General features: G+C 63.1%; 22 protein-coding genes. 9 read left to right on the top strand and 13 right to left on the bottom strand.

Annotated elements, in window-relative coordinates:
* The first annotated feature begins 58 nt into the window (after nucleotides 1-58).
* The gene (locus BLT92_RS11270; protein WP_092105712.1) at nucleotides 59-1,990 is read left to right on the top strand and encodes an acetate--CoA ligase; all 1,932 of its coding nucleotides are present in this window, start codon (nucleotides 59-61) and stop codon (nucleotides 1,988-1,990) included.
* 130 nt (nucleotides 1,991-2,120) lie between these two features.
* Here the strand turns inward: BLT92_RS11270 and BLT92_RS11265 are convergent, their stop codons facing one another.
* The 4 genes from BLT92_RS11265 to BLT92_RS11250 form a co-directional block, all read right to left on the bottom strand.
* Entirely contained in the window at nucleotides 2,121-2,651 is a 531-nt protein-coding gene (locus BLT92_RS11265; protein WP_092109172.1) for an SRPBCC family protein, read from the bottom strand.
* Between the two features lie 129 nt (nucleotides 2,652-2,780).
* A complete protein-coding gene (locus BLT92_RS11260; protein WP_092105710.1) occupies nucleotides 2,781-4,259 on the bottom strand; it encodes an LssY C-terminal domain-containing protein in 1,479 nt (492 codons plus the stop codon).
* Between the two features lie 9 nt (nucleotides 4,260-4,268).
* Nucleotides 4,269-5,324, bottom strand: a complete 1,056-nt coding sequence (locus BLT92_RS11255; RefSeq protein WP_092105708.1) for a MerR family transcriptional regulator — start codon at nucleotides 5,322-5,324, stop codon at nucleotides 4,269-4,271.
* Between the two features lie 162 nt (nucleotides 5,325-5,486).
* Nucleotides 5,487-6,200: a HEAT repeat domain-containing protein gene (locus BLT92_RS11250; protein ID WP_231938777.1), complete on the bottom strand. Its 714-nt coding sequence runs from the start codon at nucleotides 6,198-6,200 to the stop codon at nucleotides 5,487-5,489.
* A 118-nt stretch (nucleotides 6,201-6,318) separates the two neighbouring features.
* Here BLT92_RS11250 and BLT92_RS20700 point away from each other — a divergent pair, with 118 nt between their 5' ends.
* The 3 genes from BLT92_RS20700 (at nucleotide 6,319) to BLT92_RS11235 (ending at nucleotide 8,062) form a co-directional block, all read left to right on the top strand.
* Nucleotides 6,319-6,690: a hypothetical protein gene (locus tag BLT92_RS20700; protein ID WP_197679608.1), complete on the top strand. Its 372-nt coding sequence runs from the start codon at nucleotides 6,319-6,321 to the stop codon at nucleotides 6,688-6,690.
* Nucleotides 6,691-6,976: 286 nt separating this feature from the next.
* The gene (locus BLT92_RS11240) at nucleotides 6,977-7,564 is read left to right on the top strand and encodes a peptidoglycan-binding protein (RefSeq protein WP_231938776.1); all 588 of its coding nucleotides are present in this window, start codon (nucleotides 6,977-6,979) and stop codon (nucleotides 7,562-7,564) included.
* Nucleotides 7,565-7,702: 138 nt separating this feature from the next.
* On the top strand, nucleotides 7,703-8,062 hold the full coding sequence (locus BLT92_RS11235; RefSeq protein WP_092105704.1) for an ArsR/SmtB family transcription factor: 360 nt from the start codon (nucleotides 7,703-7,705) through the stop codon (nucleotides 8,060-8,062).
* An 82-nt stretch (nucleotides 8,063-8,144) separates the two neighbouring features.
* Here BLT92_RS11235 and BLT92_RS11230 read toward each other — a convergent pair whose 3' ends face one another.
* From BLT92_RS11230 to BLT92_RS11220, 3 genes are read right to left on the bottom strand one after another with little or no spacing between them, the layout of a single operon-like run.
* Nucleotides 8,145-9,101, bottom strand: a complete 957-nt coding sequence (locus BLT92_RS11230) for a DMT family transporter (protein WP_092105702.1) — start codon at nucleotides 9,099-9,101, stop codon at nucleotides 8,145-8,147.
* A complete protein-coding gene (locus BLT92_RS11225; RefSeq protein WP_092109166.1) occupies nucleotides 9,098-10,303 on the bottom strand; it encodes a pyridoxal phosphate-dependent aminotransferase in 1,206 nt (401 codons plus the stop codon). The genes BLT92_RS11230 and BLT92_RS11225 overlap by 4 nt, the downstream gene beginning before the upstream one ends.
* A 9-nt stretch (nucleotides 10,304-10,312) precedes the next feature.
* Nucleotides 10,313-10,885, bottom strand: a complete 573-nt coding sequence (locus BLT92_RS11220; RefSeq protein WP_197679607.1) for a peroxidase-related enzyme — start codon at nucleotides 10,883-10,885, stop codon at nucleotides 10,313-10,315.
* A gap of 177 nt (nucleotides 10,886-11,062) precedes the next feature.
* Between BLT92_RS11220 and BLT92_RS11215 the strand changes: the two genes are divergently transcribed.
* Nucleotides 11,063-11,359 carry a cupin domain-containing protein gene (locus BLT92_RS11215; RefSeq protein ID WP_092105698.1) on the top strand — a complete coding sequence of 99 codons (297 nt, stop codon included), beginning with the start codon at nucleotides 11,063-11,065 and terminating at the stop codon, nucleotides 11,357-11,359.
* Nucleotides 11,360-11,381: 22 nt separating this feature from the next.
* On the opposite strand, the gene BLT92_RS11210 is transcribed toward BLT92_RS11215, so the two are convergent.
* A complete protein-coding gene (locus BLT92_RS11210; protein ID WP_092105696.1) occupies nucleotides 11,382-12,860 on the bottom strand; it encodes a glutamate-cysteine ligase family protein in 1,479 nt (492 codons plus the stop codon).
* 134 nt (nucleotides 12,861-12,994) lie between these two features.
* On the opposite strand from BLT92_RS11210, the gene BLT92_RS11205 reads away from it, so the two are divergent.
* Nucleotides 12,995-14,167 carry a M20 family metallopeptidase gene (locus BLT92_RS11205; protein WP_092105694.1) on the top strand — a complete coding sequence of 391 codons (1,173 nt, stop codon included), beginning with the start codon at nucleotides 12,995-12,997 and terminating at the stop codon, nucleotides 14,165-14,167.
* Nucleotides 14,168-14,196: 29 nt separating this feature from the next.
* On the opposite strand, the gene BLT92_RS11200 is transcribed toward BLT92_RS11205, so the two are convergent.
* Entirely contained in the window at nucleotides 14,197-15,141 is a 945-nt protein-coding gene (locus BLT92_RS11200) for an FkbM family methyltransferase (RefSeq protein WP_092105692.1), read from the bottom strand.
* Between the two features lie 296 nt (nucleotides 15,142-15,437).
* Here BLT92_RS11200 and menC point away from each other — a divergent pair, with 296 nt between their 5' ends.
* Nucleotides 15,438-16,562 carry an o-succinylbenzoate synthase gene (gene menC / locus BLT92_RS11195; protein ID WP_092105690.1) on the top strand — a complete coding sequence of 375 codons (1,125 nt, stop codon included), beginning with the start codon at nucleotides 15,438-15,440 and terminating at the stop codon, nucleotides 16,560-16,562.
* A 181-nt stretch (nucleotides 16,563-16,743) separates the two neighbouring features.
* Here menC and BLT92_RS11190 read toward each other — a convergent pair whose 3' ends face one another.
* Complete coding sequence (locus BLT92_RS11190) at nucleotides 16,744-18,375, bottom strand: SLC13 family permease (RefSeq protein WP_092105688.1); 1,632 nt, start codon at nucleotides 18,373-18,375, stop codon at nucleotides 16,744-16,746.
* 88 nt (nucleotides 18,376-18,463) lie between these two features.
* On the opposite strand from BLT92_RS11190, the gene BLT92_RS11185 reads away from it, so the two are divergent.
* Nucleotides 18,464-19,348 (top strand): LysR family transcriptional regulator, encoded by an 885-nt coding sequence (locus tag BLT92_RS11185; protein WP_092105686.1) that lies wholly within the window; start codon nucleotides 18,464-18,466, stop codon nucleotides 19,346-19,348.
* Nucleotides 19,349-19,447: 99 nt separating this feature from the next.
* Nucleotides 19,448-20,575 (top strand): tartrate dehydrogenase, encoded by a 1,128-nt coding sequence (locus BLT92_RS11180; protein ID WP_092105684.1) that lies wholly within the window; start codon nucleotides 19,448-19,450, stop codon nucleotides 20,573-20,575.
* A 38-nt stretch (nucleotides 20,576-20,613) separates the two neighbouring features.
* Here BLT92_RS11180 and BLT92_RS11175 read toward each other — a convergent pair whose 3' ends face one another.
* The 3 genes from BLT92_RS11175 to BLT92_RS11165 form a co-directional block, all read right to left on the bottom strand.
* Nucleotides 20,614-21,522 carry a cation diffusion facilitator family transporter gene (locus tag BLT92_RS11175; RefSeq protein ID WP_092105682.1) on the bottom strand — a complete coding sequence of 303 codons (909 nt, stop codon included), beginning with the start codon at nucleotides 21,520-21,522 and terminating at the stop codon, nucleotides 20,614-20,616.
* A 219-nt stretch (nucleotides 21,523-21,741) separates the two neighbouring features.
* Nucleotides 21,742-23,457 carry a flotillin family protein gene (locus BLT92_RS11170; RefSeq protein ID WP_092105680.1) on the bottom strand — a complete coding sequence of 572 codons (1,716 nt, stop codon included), beginning with the start codon at nucleotides 23,455-23,457 and terminating at the stop codon, nucleotides 21,742-21,744.
* Between the two features lie 161 nt (nucleotides 23,458-23,618).
* Nucleotides 23,619-24,080 carry a DUF3817 domain-containing protein gene (locus BLT92_RS11165; protein WP_092105678.1) on the bottom strand — a complete coding sequence of 154 codons (462 nt, stop codon included), beginning with the start codon at nucleotides 24,078-24,080 and terminating at the stop codon, nucleotides 23,619-23,621.
* Between the last annotated feature and the right edge of the window lie 129 nt (nucleotides 24,081-24,209).

The raw sequence follows: 24,209 nt of genomic DNA, 5'->3' as shown, positions 1-24,209 counted from the left end.
CCCACAATCGGGCCGTCCCACCCCTGCGCGAGCCTGTGCCATGAGTCACAATGGAATCATGAACACGATCGCACAGAACCAGTCACCCAGCTACGACGACGTCATAGCTGCCATCGATGCCGACTCTGAGGGATTCTGGCTCGAGCAGGCCAAGAACCACATCGATTGGGTCACGGAGCCGACTCGAGCCGTCGATGATTCGAGCGCTCCGATCTACCGCTGGTTCCCCGATGGCGAACTCAACGTGTGCTTCAACGCCGTCGACCGGCACGTGGCAGCCGGGCGCGGAGATCAGGCGGCCATCATCTACGACTCGCCTGTCACCGACACTATTCGCACGATCACGTATGCGGATCTCCTCGACGAGGTCTCACGCTTCGCCCGAGCCTTGGCCGACAGGGGCGTGGTCAAGGGTGATCGGGTCATCATCTACATGCCCATGGTCCCCGAGGCGGCCATCGCCATGCTCGCCTGCGCCCGCATCGGCGCGATCCATTCGGTGGTCTTCGGCGGTTTCGCCCCCAATGAGCTCGCCGTTCGCATCGACGACACGTCGCCGAAGGCCGTCATCTCCACCTCCTGCGGGGTCGAGAAGAGTCGGGTCCTCGAATACAAGCCTATGGTCGACGAGGCGATCGACATCGCCGAGAACAAACCCGAGTTCACCGTCATCGTCCAGCGCGACGAGCACCGCTGCGAGATGGGCGAGAACGACCTCGACTATGCCGAAATGCTGGCGAACACCCCCGCTGGCATCGATCCCGTCACCGTCAGGGCCACCGATGAGCTCTACGTCCTCTACACCTCCGGCACGACGGGCAAGCCGAAGGGCATCGTGCGCGATTCCGGCGGCTATGCGGTGGCCTCGGCGTTCTCGATGCCCAGCGTATTCGGACTGGATCCCGGCGACACGATGTTCACCGCCTCCGATGTCGGCTGGGTCGTCGGCCACACCTACATCGTCTACGCGCCGCTGTTGGCCGGGGTCACGTCCGTCCTATTCGAGGGCAAACCGATCGGCACCCCCGATGCGGGCACCTTCTTCCGCATCATCGAAGACCACAAGGTCAACGTCCACTTCACCGCGCCGACAGCCATGCGCGTCGTCCGCAAGGAGGACCCGGACGGCGAGCTCATCAAAAAATACGACCTCTCCAGTCTGCAGGCGTCGTTCCTTGCCGGCGAGCGCCTCGATCCGGACACCTATGAGTGGACGACGAACATCCTCGCCGAGGCGACGGGCCGCGACATCCCCGTCGTCGACAACTGGTGGCAGACGGAGACGGGCTGGCCGATCGCTGCCAACCCTCTCGGCCTCACCCGATTCCCACTCAAGGCGGGTTCCCCGACGAAGCCGGTGCCCGGCTACCAGGTGGAGATCCTCGACCCATCCGGTCAGCCCATGCCGGCCGGCGAGGAAGGCCTCATCGTCATGAGACTGCCTCTGCCGCCGGGAACGATGGCTACCGTCTGGGGTGATGACTCCAGGTTCGTGTCCTCTTACCTGTCGGCGTTCGACGGCTATTACCTCACCGGCGACTCAGGGTATCTCGACGAAGATGGGTATGTCTTCGTCATGGGTCGCACCGATGATGTCATCAACGTCGCCGGTCACCGCCTGTCCACCGGTGTGATCGAGGCCGTCATCGCCTCCCACCCCGCGGTCACGGAGACGGCAGTCATCGGCGTTCACGATGACACGAAGGGCCAGAGCCCGCGTGCATTCGTCGTCCTCGGTGATTCCGCCGAGGCGGCCGCTCCGGAGACGGTCATCGCCGAGCTCGTGGCGCTGGTGCGCAAGGAGATCGGCCCGGTCGCAGCCTTCAAACAGGTCGACATCGTCTCGGCACTGCCGAAGACCCGGTCCGGGAAGATCCTGCGCAAAACGATGCGCGAGATCGCCGACGGAGTCGACTCTCCAGCAGTGCCCTCGACGATCGAGGACCGGACCGTGCTTGACGACCTGGAGACGGTGCTCCACCGGGGCTGAGTACTTCTGAGTACTCCATTGCGACCGGGTGCTCTCCTCGCCCAGCTGCTCACTCGCCTGGCAGATGCCTGGCCTCAGTAAGACGCCTCGGCGAGAAGCAGACATCGTGGCCCGGTAAAGGGCGTTCGCTTCAGCTTTCGGCGAGCGCCTTGAGCCTCTTCATCGATGCCAGCAGGTTCTCCGACGTCGTCGACTGCGCGCGAGGAAGCCGCCGGGGGTCTCTCAGCTCGGTCCAGTCATAGGTCTGACGAACCACGCTGGAGCTTTCTCCAGTCGCTTCGATCTCCCACGTCCACTTGTGGCCGAACGGCTCGCCGCCGATCTCGGAGGGCTTCCAGGCAATGAGCCGCCCCTCCTCGAAGTCGACGACGTGGTTCTCGCGGTCGATTCCCTTGGTCAGAGTGGTGATGAAAGAGCCGCCGGCACCGGTGACTCGCTGCCCCTGAGCGGCCGCTCCCAGGTTGTCGTTGCCATCCCATTCGAGCTGGCGGACGGGGTCTGCGATGAGCTCGAAGATCTCCGAGGCGGGGGCGGCGATCACGGCGTCCACGCTGACGACCTTGAGCGCCGGGTCGATCGTGTCGAAGATCGAGGCATCGGTGGCCTCCGAGGCAGCGGCCTCGCCGGCGGGTGCAGGTGAGTTGGATGTCGGTTCGGTCATGGTCATTCCGCCTCTTCGCTTGGGTCCGTGTCCGATGGCAGGTCCTGCGCCGCCAAAGTGCAGTCGAAGTCAGAATACACAGGTTGGACAGCCGAGGGGCCCCTGTTCGGGCTCCGGCTTCGAAATCGCTCAGTCTTCGAGCGCGCGATCTTGGCGTTCGGCTCGCAGCTCTGCGGTGCTGAAGCGCGTGAACAGGCGCGATGAATCGCTCGACAGTGACAGCAGCACGGCGACCTGCATGGCAATCGTCGTCAGCGCGTACATGTTGGTCGCAAGGTCGCGGTTGCCCGTGAAGTAGTTCGTCATCGACACGATCACGGACACCGTGGACAAGGCGAGGATCCAGAGTCGAGCTCGATTGCTGCCGCGGAACACGGAAATGCTCGCGATCACCTGCAGGCAGCCGATGAGGAGGCTGAGTCCGATGAGAACTCCCGCCGCGATCTGTGTTGCCAATTCGTCGCCGAGGGTTTCGATGTCCGCGCTGTAGTCCACGACCTCGGTCCGCAGTCCATCCCAGTCGAGCACCGTGCCCAGCACGTCCCAGGCCTGAAAGATGAGCAGGACCAGAACGAGTGCGGCACCGACAACCGTCTGCAGGGGGCGCTTGTGCCACAGGGTCTTCGTCATTTCTCTGACCGACCGAGCATCGGCGTAGATCTGGGTCGCGTCGAGTGCCAGTTCGAGTCGGTCCGGGGAGTCGGAGTCGTCGGTTGTCACCTCGGTGACTTCGATGATCGGCAGATCCCCATCGGTGATGATCGCGTCGCCGCCGTTGCGTGAGTGGTAGCCGGTGGAGAAGTCTTCGATGTGCTGGACGACGATCGCGTCATCGGCCGACGCCACCGTATCGACGATGTAGTCGCGTTCGACATCGGTGTTCTCTTCGATCTTGTGGGTGAACTGCAGCGTGAACAGCGAGATTCCGACGCTCTTGTCATAGGTGCCCGCCGCCAGCCAGTCCGCCTCATGCCCACCGGGCAGCATCCATCCGGTGGGGCATTTCCAGAATCGCACGTGGTGACGCTGCCCGGGGTCGCCGTCGACTTCCTGCTGGTAGGCGAAGTCCTGCCTCCTGCCGAACAGGAGCAGGGGCGAAACGGGCGCTTTGGGGTAGCTGGTCCTGGTCAGAGTGGATCTGATGATCTCCCAGGTCGAAGCCGGCGTGATGCCATCGGCAAGGATCCACCCCGCGGCCTTCATCGCGTGATGGATCTGCGTTTCGTCACCGCGCCATGCGAGGTTGACCGGATCGCCGAGCAGGCCGTCCGATGTCCGGGCTCGACCGATGAAATAGTTGGGGACGTAGATCTGGGAGAGGATGCGATGCAGCCGGGGAAGCGCCAAGTAGGAAACCACCACCCAGAACACGAGCAGGGTCAGCACCTGCCACCAGCCCAGTGAGAAACCCTTGAACAGGATCAGCATCGCCAACCACGTCGACGAGGCTCCGCCGAAGAGGAAGAAGAGATAGTCGAGGACTCCGGTGACTGTGAAACGGTGACGCCGGAACGCGAATGGCTGCCTCTGCCGTCTCTTCGCCTGAGCATCCGAGCGTTCGGGGCCAGGTTCGGATCCTGGTTGAGGCGTCGTGGTTCCGGAGGTCATGAGACAAGCTTAATGATCCCGGCGTCGATTCAGAGTCGCGGTCGCTGTCGCTGCAACTTCGAAGTTCTCATCGGCGCTGAGCTCGGCGATGAAGTCATCGACCTCGGCGCCCGGTATCTCGATGAGGACCTGCAGCACACGGAAGCGCACTTTCGGCTCCGGCGACCGGGCATGCCGACGCAGATCCGACATGATCCGCACCGCAACCTCGGCAAGAGCCCCTTCGTCCGGGGCATCGTTGACGAAGGCGGCGAGCGCCTCGGCGGCTTCGATGTCTTTGGGGCCGTCCATCGCGATTTCGAGCAGGTCGGACACCGCTAGCGGGTCACCCATCTGGCCCAATATCAGGGCTGCGCTGCTGCGAACCTGCAGATCCGTGTCGCCGAGGCCGGAGTGGAGGGCTGCGATGATGGTCGCCTCGGCGACGGTCCCGAGTTCCTCCTTCACCGTGGTGCGACGGATCTCGTCGAGTGCCTGGAGCGCATTGCGACGGACCTCGACGGACAGGTCGTCCATTCCCTGCGCCAGGTGACGGACCGCCTCGGGACCCGATTGTGCCAGGGCCCACCGCATGGCCCCCGCGGCATTGAGCACGGGCTCGTTGAGAACCGCCTCGGACAGGGATTCGACAGGCACCGTGCCGTCGACGCCGCTGCCCAGCGCCGCCTTGTGCCGCTGGATGACGTCGCCGGACTCGAGGGATCGCATGAGGTCGATCGTCAGAAGCAACGCCTCACCGTCGGCATGGTGGAGGCGGTCGATCTGTTCGAGGTGGGCCAGCAGCTCTCGTTCGACCGCGATGCGTCGCTGGGACGATTCGATCAGATCGCGAATCAGACGTCCAGGGTCGAATCCGGGATCGTCGAGCAACGGACCGATCTCTGCCAGCGACATTCCGAGCTTGCGCAGGCCCTCGATGTGGAAGATTCGCCCGATATCGTTCGCGGAATACTCCCGGTATCCGCTGGCGGTGCGGTCGCTGGGATCGATGAGGCCCAACGATTCATAGTGCCGCAGCATTCGGGCGCTCACGCCTGACCGTTTAGCCACTTCGCCGATCAGCATTCGCACCTCTCTCCCGCTTCCACTATAGACAGGTCACGCTGTCGCTGCCCGACCAGCAGAGCGCCGAATTCCTGAGGAAGGAGTCCGAGGTGTCGCACGCGGCGCTGCACGAGCTTGCCCCGCTCGGCAGCGCCACTTCGGTCGACCCTTCCCAAAATCGATCTATGCTGACGCCTCGGACCCCAGTGCGACCACTCGCTTGGCTTCACTCAAGGCGTGAGCGAAACCGGCGTCCGGGTCGGTGAACATGTCCCGGGTCGCCATGGCGTGTGTCCGCACTGTTTCTTCCTCTGCCTGCAGTCTTCCATCGAGCACTGACACGAGATCCTCACCCAAGGAGACGATGGCTCGGCTGAGGCTCTTCTGCGTCTCAATATCGCCCCGCCCGAGCTGCGTGACCAGGGTCGATGCCAATCGCTTTCGGTCATCACCGGGGACAAGTGCCACGGCGGCCCTCCACGCACTGCGGGCCACCTCGGTGTCGGAATGAGCAATCAGCTCGGTTCCGATGATCCCGGGATCCATCGCCTCCCAGCCGCGGGGCTCTCCGATCTTCGACAGCGTGTGCAGGGCCTGGCTCTGGGCCTGCGGCACATCGGATCTCAGCTCGGCGATGAGCAGGTCGACGGCCGCCTTGGCGGGCATCCGAGTGATCGCCCAGGTGAGCATGTCACGGACGAAGAAGTCCGGATCGATTCTGCACCGCTGAATCAGGTCGCCGAGGTGGCGGTCCTCGGCTGTGATGCCGATGGACAGGGCCGCCTGCAGTCGCTGCTGCGGGTTTGCCGACGACAATGCTGCGAGGACGGCTTCCTGTTCCATCTGCGGCTGGGAGACGTGCTGCGTGGTCGTTTCCGTGTTGTGTGGTTTGGTCATTATTTCCACCTCCGTATAACCAGTGAAGGCCTTGACATCGTGTCAAGGTCAACTCCTGATCCGCATCAGTGTCGCCTCGTGGACTCGGGACATCACGCCTGCCGGAGCGGAATGGGACATGGACACGATCGATTTCAAGACGACACTGCCCAGCTATCGGGCCAGGCACAGGGTCTTCGACGCCATCGACGTGCCTCCATTGCAGTACCTCATGATCGATGGGCACGGAGACCCGAACTCATCCCCCGATTTCACCTCGGCGATCGAGACGCTGTACCCACTGGCGTATGCCATGAAGATCTTCAGCAATAACGAGCTGGGCCGCGATTACGTCGTGCCTCCACTCCACGCAGTGATGCCGAACATCAGTGCTGAGCAGCCGACCAGTGACCGCCTGAGGCGGGCGCGCTGCCTGAGGCCGGAGCACTGCTCGGCGCGGGGGCACCGCTCGGTCCCTCATCTGGCCCTCCGCTGCCTGCGCCCACGATGACCAGGATGGCAACGACGGCAATGACAATGATCACCATGACGACCAGCGCGATCACACCCGCCAAGCACCCGAAGAGCCGAGACCGTGGATTGCGGCGCCTGATGAAAACCATAGCCCGATCTTAGACCGCCCCGCGTCGACGCACCTCCACACGATGAAGCAGAGTTGGAACATCGGCGCTTCAACGACGGAGCACCCAAAAAAATTCACTGCCGTGATCGTTCTGTGACAAAAAGTACGGCGTGGATACATGCATCCTTCAGTTTGTTGCATTATCGTTATATTCATGGCTAGACAGACTCGACACTGCAACGGCTCCCGGTCCGTGCTTCGTGGTGCCCTGATCGGTCTTGGAGCAGCTGTGATGGCATTGGCCCTTGCCGCCGTGATCATCATCAACGCACCGGTCTCATTCGGTTCGACTACGATCAGGCAGATGCAGATGGCGTCCGTGAATCAACTGTCCGAGCAGCAGATCGATAATGCCCGACTCATCATCGGAATCGGTCGTGGCGGCGACTTCAACGACCGGGCGATCACAATCGCCCTCATGACCGCGCTCCAGGAATCATCGCTGCGAAACCTCGAATCGGGCGACCGCGACTCGGTCGGCCTGTTCCAGCAGCGCCCTTCACAGGGGTGGGGTGAACCGGAGCGCCTCAACGACCCCGTCTACGCCACCAAGTCCTTCTACGGAATCAACCCGGACATCGAGAACCCCGGGCTCACCCAGATCGACGATTGGCACGCGATGAGTCCCACCGAAGCAGCACAGGCCGTGCAGCGATCCGCCTTGCCTGATGCCTACGGGCAGTGGAAGTCTTTGGCCGTCGACCTCCTCGGCACCCAGGACGACGTCGAAGCCCTGAGCTGAGCGGTGAGCACTGCATGCTCGACACTGACCCTGACCGCTCTCGGACGGACCACCGCCGTCTCGCTCAGCGCAAGTTCGAAGACGACAGCTGCAGCCGCAGGCGTGAGTCCACCGGAGATTATCCGGTAATCTCTATCCATGGCCTCCACTTCAGATTCCACCCCGGTCAATGCCGCAGTCGAGCAGCTCCTGCGCAACCCCGAGGACAATCTCGAAGCCATCTCAGAGACCGCCGACCTGTTCAAGGCGCTGGCCACTCCATCCAGACTGAAGATGCTGCTCGTCCTTGCCCATGGGGAAGCGACCGTGACGCACATCGTCGAATCGACCGAGCTCTCACAGCCCCTGGTCTCCCAGCACCTGAAGTTCCTGCGCGGCCTCCACCTCGTCGGCGTCAAGCGGATCGGTCGCGAGGCCTACTACTCACTCAAGGACGACCACGTCGCCCACATCATCCTCGATGCCCTGGCCCACACCATCGAAGGCCACGAGCACTGAGCTCTTCTGGGCCGACCTGGTCCGTCCCAAAACGGCTTCGTCCGCTCCAAACCGTCCCAAGCCGCCGGAAGTCACTCAAGCGTCACCGCCGCCTGCGCAGCGCCTCCGGCCCACCTCCGACGGCCCAGACGATGACGACGACCAGCACCGCGCCGATCCACTGGGCCGGCTGCAGGCGTTCACCGGCGATGAGTGCACCCAGGACCACCGCTGACAGAGGCTGAAGCAGCATGAGCGCGGCCGTCCGCGACACAGTCACCAGCGGACTCGAAATGCTCAGCAGCACCCACGACAGTGCCTGACCGAAGACCGCCAGCGCCACCATCCACGCCCAGCCGTCCCAGCCCAGGTCGAAGTCGAGACCCCCGAGCGCGACGCCGGCGATCGCCGTCATCAATCCCGCAGCGATTGTTCCCACGGCCACGGGTGCAACCACGAAGCTCGGTGCCGCCTTCCGGCAGTGATGGATGCCGAAGATGTAGATGCCGTAGAGGATTCCCGACAGGACGCCGAAGATCGCACCACGGGCGGGGTTCGCCGCTCCCTCATCGGCGCCGAAGACGCCTCCGGTCAGCAGCATGCCGACGATCATGATCGGGATGCAGCACAGGAACAGCCAGCCCGGACGAGCTCCTCCGAGGACCCATACCAGTGCCGGAAACACGATGACCTGAACGCTGATGAGAACAGTGGAGACTCCCACACCGGCGTCGAGGACGCTCTGTGCCCACAGCACGTAATCAATGCCCAAAGCAGCGCCGGAGACGCCCGCAACGATGAGCGCCTTGGGCGGCAACCTTCCCCGTCGCCGCAGTTCGAGGATCGCCAGGGGCGCGAGGACGATGACAGCGATCCAGCAGCGCAGGAATGCCGCGGTCGGGGCACTCGCCTCGGCAAGGATGACGTACAGTCCCGCCGAGCCCAAGAGCAGCGCAGAGACGATGACGCCCAGGGTCGGAAAAACGGAAGGAGCCGCACCGGAGGCAGCCGAAGGCCCCGGCGATCCCCCGTTATGGGCCGAGGCAGAGTCTGAGGTCATCGCATGAAATCGAGAATCCGGTCGATCGCCTCGGCAGTCTTGTCCGCTCCGACGGCCAGTGACAATCGCACCGAGCGGGACCCATTGAGGGAGTCGAAGTCGTCACCCGGCGCCAGGGCGACACCGGTGGCGTCGAGAAGCGCCTGACACCAGTCGGTCGCCGTCACGATGTCGTCATTCGAACGTTGCAGGATCTCGTCGATGCGGGCATACATGTAGAACGCCCCGTCGGGCGGTGCCATATCGGAAAATCCCAGGTCAGCGGTCGCGTCGAGAACGTGCTTTCGGGCCCGGGCGAAGGACTCCACCGCCGCCTCACATTCCGCATAGGATTCCTCGGTGAACGCTGCCACGGCCGCATGTTGAGCGGGAACCGGGGCGCACAGTGACAGGTTTCCGGTCACATTCTGCGCCGCGTGAGTGAGCTCTTCGGGCAGGATCGCCCAGCCGAGTCGCCACCCGGTCATCGCCCAATACTTCGAGAACGAGGAGATGACGATGGCATTGTCGTCATGGGCCAGCGCGGTCTCACCACGCGTGCCAATGTAGCTGATGCCGTGGTAGATCTCGTCGGAGATCACCTGCACCCCGTGCTCGGCGCACCAGGAGATGAGTTCGCCGAGGTGCTCGCCCGAGATCATCGTCCCCGTCGGATTCGCAGGCGATGCGAGCATCAGCCCCTTGAGCGGGGCCTGCGCGTGGGCCTGTTCGAGGAGTTCGACGGTGGGCTGGAAGCCGTGATCTCCACCGCAGTCGAGTTCGACGATCTCGCAGTTCAAGGCGGCGAGGATGTTCTTGTATGCGCCGTAGCCCGGACGTGCCAATGCGACACGATCGCCAGCGTCGAAGCAGGTGAGGAATGCCGTCTGGAAGGCTCCGGATGATCCGGTGGTGATTGCGATCCGTTCGGCGGGCACGTCGATGTCGTACCAGTCGCGGTAATGCCCGGCGATGGCGGAGCGCAGTTCGGGGATGCCGAAGACCGGTGAGTAGCCGAGGTTCGTGCCGTCGGTGACCACCTCGGCGGCTCTCCTGCGCACCGGGCCAGGTGCACCTTGGGTCGGTTCGCCCAGGCACATGGCGATGGTGTCACGGCCGTTGCGTGACATCTCCTGGACCTTGGCCACGATGTTCATCGCAGCGAAGGGCTGGACCAGACCGGCTCGGTCGGAGACGCGGGGTGCGCTCGTGCGGGTGCTCATGGTCATTGGTCACTTCCTCTCACGTGGGACGCGTCCCATGAGGTAGAACTCGGGGTTGGGCATCATTCCGCCGACGTGCGCCATTCGGTTCGACAGTCCGAAGAAGCCGGTGATCGCGCCGATGTCCCAGGCGTCTTCGTCATCGAATCCGTGGTCGGCCAAGGCAGCGAAGTCATCGTCGCAGAGCGCCCAGGGCTCTGTGCAGACTTTCATCGCGAAGTCGAGCATGGCCATCTGACGGTCGGTGATGTCGGCCTGGCGGTAATTCACGGCCACCTGGTCGGCCACGTGGGGCTTCTTCTCCATGATCCGCAGCACGGCACCGTGGGCGACGACGCAGTAGAGGCAGTTGTTGACCGCCGAGGTGGCCGTGACGATCATCTCCCGGTCGCCCTTGCTCAGGTTCCCGGTCTCCTTCTCCATGAGTGCGTCGTAGTAGGCGAAGAACGCCCGGAATTCCGCCGGTCGGCGGGCCAGAGACAAGAAGACGTTGGGCACGAACCCCGACTTCTCGGACACGGTCAGAATGGTTTCGCGGATATCGTCTTCGACATCGTCGATGTCAGCGTAGGGGTATCGCATACTGCTCATGCTAACCGTCGCAGCAGGTCCTATGTGCTGCCGATCATGCACCGTCCTGGGGTGTGCACTCATGGTCCACGAGGCGGCCGAGGGATCGGCAGCACAGGCTGGGAAGCCGCGGTCATCACGGCTAGGGTGAGGAGCAGACATCGATGACGATCAGAAGGAGTGTCAATCATGAGCGATGAGAACACCGGCTCGACGGGTGAGATCCAGCTCGACAACGGCGTCTTCCGCGTGACCAGATGGACCATCCAACCCAATGGGGTCATCCCCATGCACAAACATGAGTATGAGTACGTCGTCATTCCGATGGTCACCGATGCGATGCACGTGCGGAACTCGGATGGCACCTCGATCGTCGCCGACCTCGAGGCGGGTGTCAGCTATACACGCGCGGCAGGGTCCGAACATGAGGTCTCGAATCCCGACGGGACCGACGACATCGTCTTCGTCGAAGTCGAGCGCCTCTGACTCCAGGCAGAGCCATCGTTCTTCAGGCAGGTACGTCCCAGGTGTGGACGGGTTCGCCGGAGGCCTGGTTCGCTACGTAGGCGTCCATCATCTGTTTGAGTCCCTCTCGGCGCTCCGGTGAGTCCGGGGCGCTGTTCGGAGCCAAACGGTCAAGCATCCTCAGCTGCCACGTCGCACCGTTGGCCCTCTTCTCGGCTCGGCCCTCGACGATCGACATGTACTCCTCGATGACGTCTTTGTCGATGCCCAGACGACTCAGCCCCCTGCGCGCCTGCGGAATGAGAACGTCGAGCACGAGGTCCGCAACATCGATGTGGCCGATCTTCGGCCAGGTCACACGGGCGCCGATACCGTCCTTGGCACACGCGAAGAAGTTCTCCTCCGCCTCACGAAACGACATCCGCGACCACACGGGACGGTTCTCCCCGACGAGGAACTCCGCGAGACCGTAGTAGAAGGCGGCGTCGGCGACCATGTCGATCGGTGTGGGCCCGGCCGGAAGCAGTCGGTTCTCCACCCGGATATGGGCACCGGAGTCGGAGGAGTCATAGATCGGGCGGTTCCAGCGCCACACGGTGCCGTTGTGCAGATTGAGTTCGTAGAGCTTCGGAGCATCGGCCTGGCTGAACTCGACGAAGTCCTTGATCTCGGGCAGCAGCGGCGGGAAGTAGCGGACGTTTTCCTCGAAGAGGTCGAAGACACTGGTGATCCACCGTTCCCCAAACCACACGCGCGGCCTCACCCCCTGATTGACGAGTTCGGGGGTGCGGGTGTCGATGGCCTGGCTGAACACAGGGATCCGAGATTCGTGCCAGAGCTTGCGGCCGACGAACAGCGGCGAGTTCGCACTCATCGCGACCTGTGCTGCCGCGATCGCTTGAGAGGCGTTCCAGGCCTCGGCGAATTTGTTGGGCGCGACCTGCAGGTGCAGCTGCATCGAGGTGCATGAGGCTTCCGGGGCGATGTCAGAGAACTCGTGCTTATACTTCTCCTCACCGTCGAGCTCGATGCGCACGTACTCACCGCGAGCGTCGACGATCGAGTTGCTCAGCGCCTCGTAGCGGTTCTCCTCGGTCATCCACTTCGCCTCGGTGAGGAACTGGGTGCTCAGCGTCGGCAGCGTTCCGATCGAGGTGACCGTCAGTCCCTCCGCCTCGGCGGCCTTCTGGGCCTTGCTCAGCCGATGCGCCACGCCCGCTTCCAGAGTCTTCAGTCCGCGCCCGGCCACCTGCAGCACGGGATGGTTGAGTTCGAGGTTGAACCCGCCGATCTCGGACTGGTACTCATCGTCGAGGCTCTCGAGGACTTTCGTGTTGCCCAGACTCGGCTGGTTGTCCGAGTCGATGAGATTGAGTTCGAGTTCCAGACCGATCGTGCCCGCGGACTTGAACTCGGCATGGCGCAGATACGTGTCGAAGAGTTCGAGGTTCTCCGCGAGCTTCTCCCGATACAGCGTGCGCTCTTCCGGCGTGTACCGCTTGGAACTGACTTCCTCACCCATGGGTCAAGCAAACCACAGACTCCGGGTTTCGCGCTCGCGCACGACCGGTCTTTTCGCGACCCGCTTCCCTCGCACCGCATCGCATGATGCGGACGTCGCAACCGCCCTTGCAGACCCCATCGTAGAATCGGGCCATGACCACCTCTCAGACCTCAGATCTCCAGTCCGCTGACCTCGTCGCGCAGGCCAATGACCGTCTCCCCCTCATCCTCGATGACATCAAGCGCGTCATCACGAAGGAGACGCCCTCGCACGACAAAGAGGCCGTGGCCGCCGGTGCCCAGGACTTCGTTGACCTGCTGCGCGAACGCCTCGGCGCCACCGCCGAGGTCATCACCGTCGACGACACCACTCATCTGCGCCTGCGCTTCGGCTCGGGCCCGGCCCGCGTCGTCCTCCTCAACCACCAGGACACTGTCTGGCCGCACGGGACACTGGACCGCATCCCCTTCTCCACCGACGACGGAATCCTGCGCGGGCCCGGCAGCTTCGACATGCTCACCGGGGCAATCATGAGCATCCACGCGAGCGCGATCCTGGCCGAGCACCTCGGCGAGGGTGGACTTGACGGTCTGTCGATCCTGATCACCGGTGATGAGGAGATCGGGTCGATCTCCTCCTCCGAGCTCATCCGCGTCGAGGCGGCCGAAGCGAAGGCCGTGTATGTGATGGAGGCGAGCGCCGGCGGTGGGCTCAAGCTCGAACGCAAGGGCACGAGCAACTACACCCTCGTCTTCACCGGCAAGGCCTCCCACGCCGGGCTCGAACCCGAGAAGGGGATCAACGCCGGCATGGCCCTGGCCCTGCACCTGCCCCTGGTCGCCGATCTCGCCGACGCCGAGGCTGGCACTTCGGTGGTGCCGACCGTGATCAGCGCGGGAACCACCACGAACACCGTCCCCGCCGAGGCGCGCGTCGATGTCGATGTGCGGGCACGCACCGCTGACGAACTCGACCGAGTCGACGCCGCCATGCGTGAATTGGCCACGCGCCCGCAGCTCGAGGGCTCGACGATCGAGATCATCGGCGGCATCAACCGTCCGCCCTTCGAACGTGAGCAATCGGCTGAACTCTTCGACCGCGCCACTGCACTGGCCGCTGAACTCGGACTGCCCGCACCGGAGGGCGTGTCGGTCGGCGGCGCCTCGGACGGCAACTTCACCGCCGGCGATGGCATCGCCACCCTTGATGGCCTCGGCGCCGTGGGCGATGGGGCGCATGCCGAACACGAGCACGCGGTCATCGATGAGATCGCCCCACGCACAGCCCTGCTCGCGGCCCTCATCGCCGATCAGCTGCGGGCCTAAGGCGAACCTCAGTGCGCTGACTCGGTCGGTCACCTGACTGGGTACCCCGCGACCCGCATGTCCTCAGGGTTCTTCGTGGTGAAGAGCCAGTCACGGAAATGCGGGTCGGGGACGATCTCGTCATGGGCGATGAGATGGTCGGGCCCGACAAGGTAGTAGTGGTAGTCGAAGCGGTCGAGGATGCGCATCAGCTGCTCGGGCTGCGCCCGGTCGTCGAGGACCTCGCACAGAATGTCCGGCTGCAGCGTGCCCAACAGTTCCCGGCCATCGTCGAGGACATCATTCTCCGCGCCCTCGACATCGATCTTCACGGTCACCTGCGGGTTGCCGGCCGGCAGATCCGGGAGGAGCTCATCGAGCGAGGTGAAGCGCACCTCGGCGCCGGAGCCGAAGTCCATCCCGGTCCCATAGAACGATGGGAGCGCCGAACCCCCGTCACCGGTGGGCACCTGCATCGTGGTGCCGGGCTTGCCGACCCCCGTCGGGTGCACACTCACCCGATCGCCGAGGTGGTTGCGGACGACGTTCTTCTCCAACCCGGCGACGACGGCGGGGATGATCTCGAAGGAGTGTGCGACCGCGGCCGGGTTCGCGGCCAGTACCGCCATCGTGAACACCCCGGTATACGCGCCGATGTCGAGGAACACGTCCGCGTCGCGGGACAGTTCGACCATGAGGTCGAGCGCGAAGGCGTCCTCTGCCTCCGTCCTCCGTCCCTTGCCCCAATAGAATTCCTTGGCGATCTCGCAGCGGAACGGATCGACGAGGTAGAAGCCAGCGCCCCCGGCACGCCCGCGCACCTCGGTGAGGCCGATCGGTGCGGGCAGCCTGCCGACCTTGATGCCGTTGATGTGCGGGGCCACGGTTCTCAGCATCGGGTGGAGGTACGGCTGAGCGAGTGCAGCCTTGACCGGCAGTTTGAGTCCGAACCACTTCTGCTTCCGACCTTTGAGCGACCGCAGGTAGTCGTTCACGTAACTCTCCCTCGATTGAGCGGGCCCTTTGGCTCACAGTACCAAGGCGATGCCGCTCTCTCCAGGGCAGAGCGGACCTGAGACGAACAATGCAGCCTGCCAATGCTCGACTCGAGGTGTTCGGTCCGCACCGTGGACTGCCAACAAGGGGTCCTGCCGATGAATTCTGAGGGAGAATAATGTTGGTCTCCCCATGCGGATTCCTCCATTCCTTTCCCTCGAAATCGGTCGAGGCCGGCGGGCGATAGGCTGAGGCAAGGATCATCGGTCGCAATCACAAAGAAGGTGCATGGCGCATGAAGCTCAAGTCAGTCACTCTCCACCAGGTATCCATTCCCCTCGTCACCCCGTTCGAGACCTCGTTCATGCGGGAGACTGAGAAGGACTGCTACCTCGTCGAGGCGAAGTTCGATACTCCCAAGGGCGAGATCACCGGCTGGGGAGAGTCCGTGGCGATGATCGCCCCGCTGTACTCCTCGGAGTATGTCGCTTCGGGCATCGATGTCACGAAGCGCTGGCTGGCCCCGATCCTCTTCGATGTCGACGACCTCACCGCGGAGACCGTGTCCTGGCATCTGCGTCACGTCATCGGCCACCCCATGGCGAAATCGGCCCTGGAGATGGCAGTCATCGAGGCTCAGCTCAAGCTCAACGACCAGTCCTTCAAAAGCTACCTGGGCGGAGTCGTCGACTCTGTGCCCTCGGGAGTGTCAGTCGGCATCCAGGACTCCGTCGAAGAGACGGTCAGGGTCATCGGCGACTACCTGGAGGAGGGTTACGCCCGCATCAAACTCAAGATCAAACCGGGCAAAGACATCGCACCGATCGCCGCAGTGCGGAAGGCCTTCGGCGATGACTTCGGCTTCCAGGTCGACGCCAATGCCGCCTACACCCTCGTCGATGCCTCCCACCTGCGCAGGCTCGACGAGTACGGACTCCTCCTCATCGAACAGCCCCTGGGCGAGGCCGACATCCGCCAGCATGGGGAGCTGGCGAAGCTGATGGAGACGCCGATGTGCCTGGACGAATCCATCGACTCCGCCGAGGCGGCCGCCGACGCGATCTCCATGGGTGCCGCCGCGGTCATCAACATCAAACCGGGACGGGTGGGAGGCTTCATCGAGGCGAAGAAGATCCACGACCTCTGCGCCGCTCATGGCGTGGCCGTCTGGCACGGCGGAATGGTCGAAACGGGCCTGGGCCGCGCCGCCAATGCCGCCCTCGCATCGCTGCCCGGCTTCACCCTGCCCGGCGACATCTCCGGATCGAATCGCTTCTTCAAAGAGGACATCACCGAAGAGATCGTCATGTACGACGGCAAGGTCGACGTGCCCACGGGCGTCGGCTTCGGCGTCTCGATCGATCCCGCGAAGCTCGAGAAGTTCCGTACCGACTCCGTGGAGATCCTGCAGCAGAGCTGAGCCGCCGTCGCCCTGGTGCGCGTGTGATCGTATGCCGGTGCACCCTGCTGCCCTCGTACCCGTGTTCCGAACTCAACAGTCGGTAACTCTTAGTCGCAGGAAGCAACGGATTCGACGAGGAGTTACCGACTGTTACGCGTTCAAGCGACCGTTTCGCGTCTCCGCCATTCATTTCTCAGGACTACTGCCCCAGGCCGACGACTCCGAGCATGACGGGCACCAGCACGACGATGAGGATGGCGCCTATGACATCGAAGGAGATGCCCGTTCGTATCATCTTCGTGATCGGAACTGCGCCGGTGCCATAGACGATCGCGTTCTGCGGAGTCGAGACCGGGAGCATGAAGCCGAAGGAAGCAGCGAAGGTGGCAGCCATGGCTGGGACGAAGGGGTCGATGCCTGCTGCCTGACACAAAGGAATGACGATCGGGACGATGACTGCAGCCGATGCGGTGTTCGACGTCGTCTCCGAAATCAGAATCGCCAGGACCACAGAGACGATGGTGATCGCCAACAGACTGGTGACGCCCATACCGTTGGCGAAACCGGTGCCGATCGTTTCGGCCAGACCGGTGTCGGCCAGAAGCGAGCCGAAGATGATCCCACACCCGAAGAGAATAATCGTGCCCCAATCAATCTTGGCTGCCTGACTCCACGTCAAGGTGGGTTGCCGACGCTTCCAATCGACAGGGAGGATGAACAGCAGCGATGCTCCGATCACAGCGACGATTCCCTCATCCAGTCGGGAGTCGAGGAATTCGTAGATGGCGGAATCGGTACCGGTGAATAACGCGGCGAACGCCGGCAGCAGCCACAGCAGCACAGTCACGCCGAAGGCGAACAGCGTGTTCTTCTCAGCGCGGGAGACCGGCCCAAGTTCCGCCAGTTCTTTGCGCACGTATTCTTCGACACCCTCGATCTTGCGAATCTCGGGCTTGTTCAGCAGCAGCAGAACAATTGCGAGGACGATGAACATCGCAACGCAGATGGGAAGAGCAACTGCCATCCACTGGCCGAAGGAGATCTTCGTCCCGGTGGCTTCCTCGATGAGGCCCCGGCCGATGAGGTTCGGTGGTGAGCCGACTGGCGTGAGCAACCCGCCGACGCTGGCACCATAGGCCAACATCAGCAGCAATGCGGCACCGACCCGCAGTCGCAGCGGGTCGAAGTCCTCCTTGACGATTCCGCGTTCCTGCATGAGCTCTGCGATCACTGCCAGGATTCCCAGCGCGGTCGGCATGAGCATCGCCACTGTAGCTGTGTTGGAGACGAAGGCGGAGAGAATGCACGTGATCAGCCCGAAGGCGATGATGACTCGGTACACGGACTTGCCGACGCCCGGAAGCGATAGGACCGTCAATGCGAGTCGCTGAGCGATGCCATGGTGCAACATTGCCTGGGCCAAGATGAATGCCCCGATGAATGTGAAGATCGTCGAGGATCCGAATGGCCCAACGGCATCGGCGGCAGGAACGATCCCCAGGACCACGACGGCACCGACGCCCAACAGTCCTCCGATGGGAATCGGCACCGGCTCTGTAATCCAGAGAACGATCACGGCCAGCAGAATCGCTGCCAGCATCTGCTGCTGATAGGACAGCCCCATCGGAATCAGAGCGAATACAATGGCCACCAGCGGAGCCAGCACGAAGCCGGAGGTCATCCTCGCACGTTCGAATTTCTCTTCCCGCGGCGAGAGCTTCTGCTCGCTCAAGCTGCGGAAGGTCTTTCCTCCCAAGAGCGCTTCGCGCACATCTGTCTTCACTGCTGACGAGCCGCCTTTGCCGCGTCCGTGCGAAATATTCACCGTCATTGGTCCTTTCATCGCTTTGGTTTCACCCTGACGGACCGTCACTAAATAGTCCAAGGCTCATTTCCAATGCAACCGATAGGATATGCCTATGGATATTCGTCAGCTTCGCCAATTTCTCGCCGTCGTCGACACCGGGAGTTTCACCAAGGCCGCCGACACCCTCCTCGTCGCCCAGCCTTCGCTTTCGCAGACGATCAAGGGACTCGAGAGAGAGCTGGGAGTGACACTCTTCCATCGCCTCGGTCGCACCGTCAGTCTGAGCGAAGCGGGAAAGGAGCTGGAGGGCCCCGCTCGTCTTGTGGTCCGCGACCTCGAGACAGCCGAGGCGCACGTGCAAGGCCTACGGGGACTGCAGTCCGGACGGATTCAGATCGCGGCCATGCCCTCCCCCAGCATTGAACCGCTGACGACGCTGATGTCGGCATTCGCACGTGCCCACCCGCAGATCGCGTTCGACCTCCATGGCACCTTCACTGTCGACGAAACAATCGAAGCCGTGCGCTACGGCCGTGCCGAGGTGGGGTTCCTCGGGGGTCGTGAGCCATTGCAGGTCAATGATCTGCGTGTCATTCAGCTTGCCGACCAGCCGCTCATGCTCGCTCACAATCCTGAGTTCTCCCAGTTCTCCGACGCTGAGGCGGTCGCACCGGAGTCACTGTCAGGGACGCGACTGGTGGTCTCGCACAAGGGCTCGCTCATGCGAGCATATGTCGATGAGCTCATCGACAGCGGAACCGACATCGACATCGCGGCGGAGGTCACTCACCGCTCGTCAATACTTCCCCTGGTCAAAGCCGGAATCGGTCATGCCGTGCTGCCGGCCTCGTGGCAGTCGTTCGCAGACGCCGGACAGGTGCGGCTGCTGCCCATCGCCAGCGCTCCTTCGCTCCATGTCTCCGCGATTGCCCGGGCGGAAGGACTGACTCCTGCAGCCGGCCGCTTCCTCAAAATGGTCCGTGACCTGGCCGCATAGTCTTGGGCTATATATCGAATCGTCATTGGGTCTTGGACTTATGGCAGGACATTGGGCTCAATTGATGTGTTCCATCATTTCTCAGATCAAGGACGAATCATGACCGAGACTCAGACCTTCTCCATCGCATCCATTCCCGGCGACGGCATCGGCGGTGAAGTCGTCGCAGCAGGGCTGAGAGTTCTCGACACTGTCGCCAAACTTTCAGGGGGCGCCGTCGATTTCGATGTCACCGAGTTCCCTTGGAGCTCCGAGTACTACCTTGAGAACGGTCACTACATCCCCGAGGGCGGTCTCGACCAGCTGCAGAAACATGATGCCATCTACTTCGGCGCAGTCGGGTCGAGCGACGTCGCCGACCACACCAGCCTATGGGGCCTTCGCCTCGCCATCACCCAGCCGTTCGACCAATGGGCGAACATCCGACCAGTGACATTCCTGCCCGGCGTCGAATCACCGCTGCGCAAGGCAGATGACACCGACCTGGACTGGATCGTCGTCCGTGAGAACAGCGAAGGCGAATATGCGGGTATGGGCGGCCGCAATCTCAGCGGGCGCGGACCCGGCAATGAAGTCGCTCTGCAGACCAGCCTGCACACGGAAAAAGGCTGCGAGCGAATCATCCGCTTCGCTTTCGACCTGGCTCGGACACGCACAACGAAAAAGGTCTCCTGCGTCACGAAATCGAATGCTCAGCAATTCGGAATGGTGCTTTGGGACGAGGTGTTTGCTCGAGTGGCGAAGGACTACCCGGAGGTGGAGACCGAAAGCGTTCTGGTCGATGCCATGAGCGCGAAGTTCATTCTGCACCCCGAAGATCTGTCCGTCGTCGTGGCCTCCAACCTCCATGCCGACATCCTCTCCGACCTAGGGTCGGCCCTCGCCGGGAGTCTCGGGTTGGCAGCAAGCGCCAATCTCAACCCCGAGCGGCGTTTTCCGTCGATGTTCGAGCCCGTGCACGGTTCGGCGCCGGATATTGCAGGACAGGGCGTCTCCAACCCGATCGGCGCAATATCGTCCGCCTCACTGATGCTCGATCAGTTCGGACTGACCGCCGAGGCGGAGGAGGTGCGGCAGGCCGTTTCGAACGTCACGGAGGCCGGGATCCTCCCCCGCGACCTAGGCGGCGACTCCACTACGGTCGAGGTGACCGAGGCGATCGTCACCCAGCTCGAAGCCATCCACGCTCAATCCACTCCATTTCCGAATCCGACCGCCGTGAGCTGAAGCATACTGAATCGCCAAAGAGCCCAACGGTCGGCATCTCAAGTGTGGGTGTGCGTCTCCTGGGCCGCGTCCGTCGCTCTGTCGAACTGGAACGTCGAGTGTTCGATCGCGACTTTGAAGTGCTCGGCGAGGCATTCCTGGAGTGCGGTGAGTATTCGCGGGGCGTGGCCGTCGTAGAAGCATTCGTCGGCGAGGACCACGTGTGCCGTGAGAACGGGCAGGTTCGAGTCGATCCGCGTCACGTGAAGATCGTGGACTTCTTGGACGTGCTCGACTCCTTCGATGTGCATCTTGACCTTGTCCAGGTCGAGCTCTCTGGGCGCGACTTCGAGCAGAATCGAGCCGGTCTCCTTCAGGATGGAGAACGCTCGGGGCACGATCAGAGCTGCAATGAACAGAGCTGCCACCGCATCGGCGCGAGTCAAGTCGAAGAGCCAGATCGAGACGGCAGCGAGGATGACGGCGACGGACCCCAGCGCATCGGCGATGACCTCAAGGAAGGCAGCTTTGAGGTTGAGCGAGTCCTCTTTGGACGAGCTGAGGATGATGATCGACACGATGTTGCCGACAAGTCCGACGGCACCGAAGAGCATCAGTTCCGGGCCCGGCACCTCAGGCGGGACGAAGAAGCGACGAATTCCCTCGATGAGACTGTAGAGGCCGAGCCCCAACAACAGAGTCGCCTGCGCTCCTGCGGCAAGGACTTCGGCCCGGCGAAAGCCCCAGGTCTTCTGCCCCTTCGGCGGCTTCCGGACCAGGGTGGCGGCGAACAGGGCGATGCCGATGCCGATGAGGTCGACAGAATTGTGGCCAGTGTCGACGAGCAGCGCCAAGCTGCCCGTCATGATCGAGCCGATCACCTGGAAGACGAAGATCACCAGGACGATGCCGAAGACGATCGCCAAGCGATGACGCGAACCTGACGTGTGCGAATGCTCGTGTGCCAAGAGAACCTCCTACACGCTCATATTAACATATGCGTATGTCTTTATGAATGAGAGGCCGGGCGGCCGCACAAGGCAGACCCGACGATGAGGCGGAGCTCAGGAAAAGGGACCAGATGCAGGATGCGTACGTGCCCGGCAGAATCTGCCGAACACGTACGCATCCTGCACATGGCTCGGGGATCGCCCCGGAGCTTCAGTGCATGTGGATCACACGGGAGGCTACTTCTCCTCGGTGCCGTCCGAACCCGAACCGTCCGAATCGCCGTCACGGCCGTCGCGTCGGCGCAGCGCCTCGGCGATGTAGGACTGCACGTCGATTCCGGTGGCCTTCTTCACGTCATCACCGATGTGGGTGAGGTCGAGTTCCCCGTTCTCGTCGAGGTAGTCCTTCGGGTCGAAGTTTCCTATCGAGCCATGCCCCTTGGAACCTCGCCCCTCTGAGACTTGACCTTCGACGACCTGACCACCGTGGTCTGCGTCATCGTCACCGCTGTTTGTACCGGCGAAGCCACCCGAGTCGTCGACTGTGGTCGAGCCATCTCCGGTCTCGGCGAAGTTCCCAGAGCGGCCGAAGCCCTTCGATCCGCCCTGGGTCTGAGCCTTGCCGACCAGATCCCCGAGGTCGATGCCGGTGGTCCCGCGCACGACCTCGAGAACCTGAGCCAGGTTGTTCGACACCGAATTCGCCAGCTTGGACTCTCCGTCGGTCGACACGATCGAAAGATCCTTGATGTTCGCATATGGGGCGACGAGTTCGCCGGCGATGTTCGGCAGGGCCTCGAGGACCTTCGACAGCACAGCGGCATCGTTGAACTTCTTGTAGGCCTCGGCCTGAGCCTGGAGGGCCTCGGCTTCTGCCTCGCCACGGGCCCTGATCGAGTCGGCCTGGGCCTCACCCTCAAGACGAATGGCCTCAGCGTCTTTGGACCGACGGTGCAGCTCAGCCGCAGCTTCGGCCCGACCCTGAGCTTCGACATCGTAGGCGCGCGCATCGGCGTCTGCCTGCTGGCGGTAACGCTCCGCGTCGGCAGGGCGCCTGACCTCGGCATCGAGCTGTTCGGCACGCAGTTCCGCGGCTTCCTTCGCAACGACGCGGTCGCGTTCGAGCAGCTTCTGCTTCTCGGCCGCGTTCGCCAACGGGCCTGCGTTGTCGGCGGTCGCCTGACGCTGGTCCGCCTCCTCCTTCAGCGCCGCACGGCGCAGGGCGAGCTGCTGCTGCTGTTCGGCGATGGCCTGATCGGTCAGAGCCTGCTGCTTCTGGGTGGACTCGTTCTGCTGCGCTTCCTCGACCGACGATGCACGACTGGCATTCGCCTCGGCGATGGCGGCGTTCTTCGCGACCTCGGCCGCCTGCGGGCGACCCCAATCCTTCAGGTAGCTGCCCTCGTCCTCGACGGCGGAGATCTGGAACGTGTCGATGACCAGGCCCTGGTTGTTCATCGAGTGCGCGGACTCTTCCTGCACCTGGGCCGCGAAGGAAGCGCGGTCCTGGATGATCTGCTCGACGGTCAGCGTACCGACGACGGCGCGCAGCGTTCCGGAGAGGATCTCTGTGCTGTAGGGCTCGATCTGGTCCTGCTGGTCGAGGAAGCGCTGTGCGGCCTTGCGCACGTCCTCCTCGGTGCCGCCGACCTTGACCTGTGCGACTCCGTGCAGGCGCAATGCGATGCCATTCATCGAGATTCCGTCGATGGCCACTGCGATCTGGCGTGACGACAGCGAAAGGATGAATGCCTTCTGGACGATCGGATAGACGACCGAGCGACCGCCGATGATGATGCGGCCGGTACCACCCGAACTGCTGACGTTGCGACCGGTGATGATGAGCGCTTCCGAGGGGGAGGCGATCTTGATCGAGCGCATGATCACGAAGAATGCGATCAGGGCGATAATGACTATGACGCCGATGACTACAGCGCCGAGAAGCAGGTCCATCAGTGGGCCTTCCATTACTCGAAGATGTTCGTGGAGGGCCGGCGGTTCATATCGGGCCCGTTGCCATCATCCTAGGCCAGACCCCCAGCCTTGCACAGAGTCGTCCATCGCCGAGGCGGCTGACCCCTGACGTCAGTTCATCGCCGAGGCGGCCCTGCCGTTCACTTGCCCCAGTCGCCGGGAGGGCCGGCCAGCAGCAGTCCGCTGAAGATGGCGATGACGACGACGATTCCCACTCCGATAGCCAGCCACGGTGAGCGGATCGCCCAGGAGGTGAGCTTCTCGAACCAGTTCCGCGGGGTCCGCCCGTTCGCGCCCAGGCCCCAGTCGCCCTCAAGCGCCCCGGCCTTGGCCACGGAGACCTCGAAGGGGATCGTGGCGTAGGGGATGATTGCCGAGCCCAGCCCCGTGGCGATGCGCTTCTTGCTCCACAGCTGCGAGGTTCCGACGCCGATGACGGCGATGACGAAGCAGATGAAGACGAAGCCATGGATCCCGCCGCCGATGCGCACACCGATCTCGGTCGTCTTGGTGACGTATTTGAGGATCATGCCGATGATGAGCAGCGACCAGGTGATGGTCTCCGCGATGGCGAAGATCTTGAAGAAGAGTTTGGGAGTCACAGAAGACCATTGTGCCCGATTCGGATGAGCGGGTGCTGAAGGCCTCCACCGACTGAGCGGGAGAGTCTCACCTCGGCGGGTGAATGGCCGCGCGGGCCGGCGACCTCATTCGGTCACCGGCCCGCGTGG

The organism is Brevibacterium picturae, assembly GCF_900105045.1.
Classification (GTDB): domain Bacteria; phylum Actinomycetota; class Actinomycetes; order Actinomycetales; family Brevibacteriaceae; genus Brevibacterium; species Brevibacterium picturae.
Note: the sequence above shows the minus strand (reverse complement) of the source record. Positions and strands in the feature narration are given on the sequence as shown.

Coding starts and splice junctions, on each gene's coding strand:
- BLT92_RS11270 (WP_092105712.1), top strand. CDS start 59: ATGAACACGATCGCACAGAACCAGTCACCCAGCTACGACGACGTCATA.
- BLT92_RS11265 (WP_092109172.1), bottom strand. CDS start 2,651: ATGACCGAACCGACATCCAACTCACCTGCACCCGCCGGCGAGGCCGCT.
- BLT92_RS11260 (WP_092105710.1), bottom strand. CDS start 4,259: ATGACCTCCGGAACCACGACGCCTCAACCAGGATCCGAACCTGGCCCC.
- BLT92_RS11255 (WP_092105708.1), bottom strand. CDS start 5,324: ATGCTGATCGGCGAAGTGGCTAAACGGTCAGGCGTGAGCGCCCGAATG.
- BLT92_RS11250 (WP_231938777.1), bottom strand. CDS start 6,200: ATGACCAAACCACACAACACGGAAACGACCACGCAGCACGTCTCCCAG.
- BLT92_RS20700 (WP_197679608.1), top strand. CDS start 6,319: ATGGACACGATCGATTTCAAGACGACACTGCCCAGCTATCGGGCCAGG.
- BLT92_RS11240 (WP_231938776.1), top strand. CDS start 6,977: ATGGCTAGACAGACTCGACACTGCAACGGCTCCCGGTCCGTGCTTCGT.
- BLT92_RS11235 (WP_092105704.1), top strand. CDS start 7,703: ATGGCCTCCACTTCAGATTCCACCCCGGTCAATGCCGCAGTCGAGCAG.
- BLT92_RS11230 (WP_092105702.1), bottom strand. CDS start 9,101: ATGACCTCAGACTCTGCCTCGGCCCATAACGGGGGATCGCCGGGGCCT.
- BLT92_RS11225 (WP_092109166.1), bottom strand. CDS start 10,303: ATGAGCACCCGCACGAGCGCACCCCGCGTCTCCGACCGAGCCGGTCTG.
- BLT92_RS11220 (WP_197679607.1), bottom strand. CDS start 10,885: ATGCGATACCCCTACGCTGACATCGACGATGTCGAAGACGATATCCGC.
- BLT92_RS11215 (WP_092105698.1), top strand. CDS start 11,063: ATGAGCGATGAGAACACCGGCTCGACGGGTGAGATCCAGCTCGACAAC.
- BLT92_RS11210 (WP_092105696.1), bottom strand. CDS start 12,860: ATGGGTGAGGAAGTCAGTTCCAAGCGGTACACGCCGGAAGAGCGCACG.
- BLT92_RS11205 (WP_092105694.1), top strand. CDS start 12,995: ATGACCACCTCTCAGACCTCAGATCTCCAGTCCGCTGACCTCGTCGCG.
- menC (WP_092105690.1), top strand. CDS start 15,438: ATGAAGCTCAAGTCAGTCACTCTCCACCAGGTATCCATTCCCCTCGTC.
- BLT92_RS11190 (WP_092105688.1), bottom strand. CDS start 18,375: ATGACGGTGAATATTTCGCACGGACGCGGCAAAGGCGGCTCGTCAGCA.
- BLT92_RS11185 (WP_092105686.1), top strand. CDS start 18,464: ATGGATATTCGTCAGCTTCGCCAATTTCTCGCCGTCGTCGACACCGGG.
- BLT92_RS11180 (WP_092105684.1), top strand. CDS start 19,448: ATGACCGAGACTCAGACCTTCTCCATCGCATCCATTCCCGGCGACGGC.
- BLT92_RS11170 (WP_092105680.1), bottom strand. CDS start 23,457: ATGGACCTGCTTCTCGGCGCTGTAGTCATCGGCGTCATAGTCATTATC.